The sequence below is a fragment of the Pedomonas sp. genome, assembly GCF_036515995.1.
GTDB lineage: Bacteria > Pseudomonadota > Alphaproteobacteria > Sphingomonadales > Sphingomonadaceae > Pedomonas.
Genome location: NZ_DATBUP010000082.1, coordinates 1 through 4,467, shown reverse-complemented (window position 1 = coordinate 4,467; position 4,467 = coordinate 1). Strand labels below are relative to the sequence as shown.

6 protein-coding genes and 1 pseudogene are annotated in these 4,467 nt (G+C 65.2%); all 7 read left to right on the top strand.

Features of this window, described 5'->3' with window-relative positions; translation table 11 throughout:
- Positions 1–57 precede the first annotated feature (57 nt).
- On the top strand, positions 58–345 hold the full coding sequence (traL, locus tag VIG90_RS06605) for a type IV conjugative transfer system protein TraL (RefSeq protein ID WP_331592692.1): 288 nt from the start codon (positions 58–60) through the stop codon (positions 343–345).
- A 4-nt stretch (positions 346–349) separates the two neighbouring features.
- Entirely contained in the window at positions 350–916 is a 567-nt protein-coding gene (locus VIG90_RS06600) for a type IV conjugative transfer system protein TraE (protein WP_331592691.1), read from the top strand.
- Positions 913–1,629, top strand: a complete 717-nt coding sequence (locus VIG90_RS06595) for a type-F conjugative transfer system secretin TraK (RefSeq protein WP_331592690.1) — start codon at positions 913–915, stop codon at positions 1,627–1,629. The genes VIG90_RS06600 and VIG90_RS06595 overlap by 4 nt, the downstream gene beginning before the upstream one ends.
- 2 nt (positions 1,630–1,631) lie before the next feature.
- A complete protein-coding gene (locus VIG90_RS06590; RefSeq protein ID WP_331592689.1) occupies positions 1,632–2,888 on the top strand; it encodes a TraB/VirB10 family protein in 1,257 nt (418 codons plus the stop codon).
- Positions 2,885–3,304 (top strand): disulfide isomerase DsbC N-terminal domain-containing protein, encoded by a 420-nt coding sequence (locus tag VIG90_RS06585; RefSeq protein ID WP_331592688.1) that lies wholly within the window; start codon positions 2,885–2,887, stop codon positions 3,302–3,304. The genes VIG90_RS06590 and VIG90_RS06585 overlap by 4 nt, the downstream gene beginning before the upstream one ends.
- On the top strand, positions 3,301–4,155 hold the full coding sequence (locus VIG90_RS06580) for a DsbC family protein (RefSeq protein WP_331592687.1): 855 nt from the start codon (positions 3,301–3,303) through the stop codon (positions 4,153–4,155). The genes VIG90_RS06585 and VIG90_RS06580 overlap by 4 nt, the downstream gene beginning before the upstream one ends.
- Positions 4,152–4,467: pseudogene (locus tag VIG90_RS06575) on the top strand (conjugal transfer protein TraV); the annotation flags it as partial. The gene VIG90_RS06580 and the pseudogene VIG90_RS06575, both read left to right, overlap by 4 nt.

Genomic DNA, 4,467 nt, shown 5'->3' with positions numbered 1-4,467 from the left:
CATTGTCACCTCAACGATTACGGCACTCATCTGAGGCCGTGACGGGGGACGGTGGACATGGCCGACAAACACCTCATCCTCTCGCGACTGGACGATCCGGAATTGATCGGGCTTTGGACGCTCGATGAATTCCTGGCCATGGTCGTCCCGTTCACCTGGGGGATTCTGACGCAGCACATACTCCTGGGACTTGGTCTGGCGGCGGTTACCTGGTTGTCTTTAAAACGTGCCAAGGGAAGGCACCAGCACGGTTGGGTGGTCCAGGTCTGCTACTGGTATGTACCGTCGTCAGTCATGGGGTGGAAGGCCCTGCCGCCGTCCCACTGTCGTCTGCTGGCGGGTTAGATCGATGCTGGCGGATATCTCCATTGCTGCGATGCAGACCCTGCGCAAGCAGCGCAATGGGCTCCTGGCGCTGTGCGTGCTCCTGTCGGTTCTGTGCGGCGCTCTTGTGGTGGCTCTGGCTGTGCGGAGCGAGCGGCTGGTTCTGGTGCCGACGCTGCCGGCGCGCGCCGCATTGAGCTCGTCCCATGTCTCGGCCGATTACCTCGAGATGGCGACGCGGGATGTGGCGTACCTGACGCTCAACCGCTCGCCTGCAGGCCTCGACTACTGGATGGAGGAGATCCTGGCGCTGGTTCACCCTGCAGCCTATGGGCGGGTGAAGGCCGAGCTGGTGCAACTGGTCGCCGAGCAGCGCGGCTCGGATGTCTCCCAGGCCTTCCGGCTGATGAGCCTCAGGGTCGACCCCAAGACACTCACCTCGGAGGTGACGGGCGAGCTCTCGACCATCGTCGGCCGGCAGGTCATCTCCAGGGAAAAGCGCACCTGGCGGCTGAGGTGGTCCTATGCGGGCTTCCGGCTCTCGCTTCTCGGCTTTGAGGACATAACGGCAGACGGAAAGGAGCGGCCATGAGGCGGATCGTCTGGTGGTGCGCAGCAAGCCTTGGGGCGGCGGCGCCCGTGCAGGCCGACCAGCACCTGATGGTGGCGGACAATGGTACGGTCGAGTGCGCGGTCTCGCAGCGCGATCTGACGCGCCTGGCGCTCACCAACGATGCCTTCGCCAGCGTCTCGAAGGTCGGCACCGGCCAGCCCTATAATGATTTCTCGGTGCAGCACGAGCCGGTGCGTGGGGATCTCTATCTCTCGATCCCCGAGCTCTATGCGCCGCGCTCGGTCAGCTTCTTTGCCACGACCACCAAAGGCTTCACCTACAAGTTCTTGTGCAGGATCACTGCGATCGGTGCCGAGCAGGTGTTTCTGACCAATCCGGCCATTGCCGAGGCAAAGGCCGCCAAATGGGAACGCCAGACGCCTGAGCAGGCAACGGTCGTGCGCCTCATGCAGGCCATGAATGCTCAACAGGTGATCGAGGGTTACCGCCTCATTCAGCCGCCCGGCGGCACGGAGCGGCGGGGAGACCTGCGCCTGCGGGTTGCCAGCCTTTATGAGGGCGCAGCGCTTGCCGGCCGCGTCGTCGAGATCCGCAACACCGGCCGCGAGACCGTGCCTCTGGCGGAGAGCCTGCTGGCCTCGCCTCACGCCTTGGCCGTTGCCTACGGCCGCGAGGCACTGGGGCCGGGCGAGACGACGCTTGGCTATCTTGTCGAGAAGCGGGGGCAATAGTCATGGCAGAGACGCCCGAGGGCCTTGCATCCGTCAACGAGGAGGTGGCGCGAAAGCAGCGCCTGATCCTGGCCGGCGGGCTTGGCGTCCTTGTTCTGGCATGCGGGTGGTGGATCTTCAGCGACGATGGCAGCGCCGATGAAATCCAGTCCCAGGAAATCACCGTTGATATGGGCGGGCTCGTCAACCGCAGCCTCTCGCAGAAGGAGTGGATCTCGCTGTCCGAGCAGCGCCTGCGCCAGTCGGAAGACCGGCTGAAGAAGCTGGAGGGCCAGCGGAGCACGATCGAGACATTAAAAGGCGAACTGGAGACGGTGCGGCAGCAGAACACTTCCGCGCGCGAGGATGCCGAGCGGGTGATTGCCGCCTACGAGGCGGAGAACCAGGCGCTGCGGGCACAGGCGGCCGCAGCGGCCAAGGCACCGCACGTCACTGATCCCTACCGGCCGGTGGGGGGAGCAGGGTCGGCGGCTGTGGGCTCGCCTCTTCCGCAGGGCATGGCGGGCATGCCGGCCGCCGAGGTCAAGATGCTGACCTTCAGCGGGGCCGCCAAAGACACGGCGGGCCTCAAGACCAGCCGGCCCGAGACGGCGCCGCTCATTGTCGAGGACAGCCCGGACTATCTGCCGCCCAACAGCTATGCGCCAGCAGTCGTCGTGGTCGGCGTCGATGCCTCGACCGGGGTTTCCTCCCAGTCCGATCCGCTGCCGGTCGTCCTCCGGATCGTCGGGCCGGCGCGCTCGGTCGTCTCGGACGGCCGGGTTCTTAAAACCCGCATCGAGGGGTGCCTCATCAATGGGGCTGCACGCGGCGATCTCAGCGCCGAGAAGGTTTACGTCAAGCTTCAGCGCCTGACCTGCGACCAGCCGGGTGGCGGCACCGCCGTCAGCGAGGTGAAGGGGTTTCTGGCGTTCGGCGGCAAGACGGGCGTGCGCGGTCAGGTGGTCAGCCGGGAAGGGGCGCTTGTCGGCCAGGCGTTCCTGGCTGGCATCGCCGGAGGCTTTGGCCGGGGCTTCTCCGCCAATTCAGATGCGGCCCTGTCGGGCGTGCGCATCTCGACGGGCGGCAAGCGCGATGAGCTCTCGACGGGAGACATTGCCAAGGGCGGTCTGGGCCAGGGCATTTCAACGGCAGGCGACATGGTCGCCAAGTATCTGATCGAGCGGGCGGAGCAGTACCAGCCGGTCGTCGAGATGCCGACGGGCCTTGAGGTTGAAGTCGTGTTCCTGGACGGCGCATTCGTGCGGGGGGAGCCATGATGACCAGACGAGGTGTAATCGAAGTGTTCAAGGACTTTGGCCACAACATCGTCGAAATGGGTGGTGTCCTGGTCATTGGTGTGGTGGTGGTTATCCCGATGTTTTTGTGGGCCGGTAATCATGCTGCAAATACGATCGCCAGGAATCTCGCAGACCTTGGAGATCACAGGCCTGACGAGGCGGCACTTCGCAAACGGTTTCAAGAACAGTTTCCTGGCGTCAAGATCGCATCCGTCAACTGCCAGAGGGTCTCCGGCTTGTGCGAATTCCTCGCCGGACGGGATCTCTATTATACGGACCAGAAGAACCGTTACCTGTTTATTGGCCGGGTTTACGATATCCAGACCCGTGCGGATCTGACGGCCCGGTGGCAGGCGGAGGCGTCCCTTGACCAAGCTCGTAGGGGACGGTCATGACGGACGGACAGACGGCTTCAGAGAGGGCATGGGCGAGTGGCGCCACGCTAAGGCGCGGTGTAGTAATTGCCACGGCAGGCGTTGTTTTGGGTGTTCTGGCAGGGCTCGCATGGGCGCACTTCCAGACGCCCGACCGGGTGCTGAGCGAGCAGCAGATCACAAAACAGCTGGGTGCCCGCCTGCCAAAGACGGACGTCACGTCGGTTGATTGTCGTGCGATCGATGGACTGTGCGAGGTCGTCGCTGGCTCGAACCTTTTCTACACGGACAGTCAGGCGCGCCATCTCATCATCGGCCGGGTCTATGATCTGGAGACCCGCACCGACCTGACGGCAGCGCGGCTGCTCGAGGTCTCGCCCGACACGCTCGCCCGCGGTGGCCCCAGGGCCGGGGAGACGGCAAGACGGGCGCCGGCGCCGGCACGGCTGGACCTTGAAAGCCTGCCCGACAAGGGCCTGATCGGCTGGGGGCCTGAGGATGGCCCGAGGGTTGCAGTCTTCAGCGATCTTGCCTGCCCCTACTGCCGGATGCTGCATCAGACGCTCGCAAACCTTGGCGCGCGGGTTGCGGAATACCCCATCGCCATTCTGGGCAGCCGGGCGCTCGCCGAAAAGGTGATGTGCGCGGAGGACCCGGCCAAAGCGCTGGCGGCCGTCTATGGCGGCGATCCAGAGATCAAGTTTCCGCCAAGGGCTAGCTGCGACACCCGGCTCATTGATGCCAACGAGGCCTTCTTTCAGGCGCAGGGCTGGCAGGGCACGCCGGTGCTGATCCGATCGGACGGGCAGGTGGCCGAAGGCGCGCTCGGTGCCGAGGCACTCAAGGTCTGGCTGGCAGGAGGGCGGGCATGAAACCGTGGTTTGCGGTCATAGGTGCACTTGTACTCGGAGGCTGCGCAAGCTGGGGCGGCAATGTATCGGGCGACTTTGCCTGCAAGGCGCCGCAAGGCACCTGCGCACCGACCGCCGAGATCGACGCCCGCGCGGTCGAGCGAGCGGCCAGCAGCCAGAGACAAGCCGGGCCTGCCCCAAGCCCGGCCGGCGCATGGGCGTCGCGCACCGCCCTGGGCGCAGGGCTCGTCCGGACGGGCGAGCGGGTGCTGAGGATCGTCTTTTACCCCCGCATCGATGAGGCCGGGGTTTTCCATGAACCGGCGGTTGTCC

Bases quoted from the DNA above. Each gene is read 5' to 3' on its own strand.
- VIG90_RS06580 (WP_331592687.1), top strand. From the start codon at position 3,301: ATGACGGACGGACAGACGGCTTCAGAGAGGGCATGGGCGAGTGGCGCC.
- VIG90_RS06590 (WP_331592689.1), top strand. From the start codon at position 1,632: ATGGCAGAGACGCCCGAGGGCCTTGCATCCGTCAACGAGGAGGTGGCG.
- VIG90_RS06585 (WP_331592688.1), top strand. From the start codon at position 2,885: ATGATGACCAGACGAGGTGTAATCGAAGTGTTCAAGGACTTTGGCCAC.
- VIG90_RS06600 (WP_331592691.1), top strand. From the start codon at position 350: ATGCTGGCGGATATCTCCATTGCTGCGATGCAGACCCTGCGCAAGCAG.
- VIG90_RS06595 (WP_331592690.1), top strand. From the start codon at position 913: ATGAGGCGGATCGTCTGGTGGTGCGCAGCAAGCCTTGGGGCGGCGGCG.
- traL (WP_331592692.1), top strand. From the start codon at position 58: ATGGCCGACAAACACCTCATCCTCTCGCGACTGGACGATCCGGAATTG.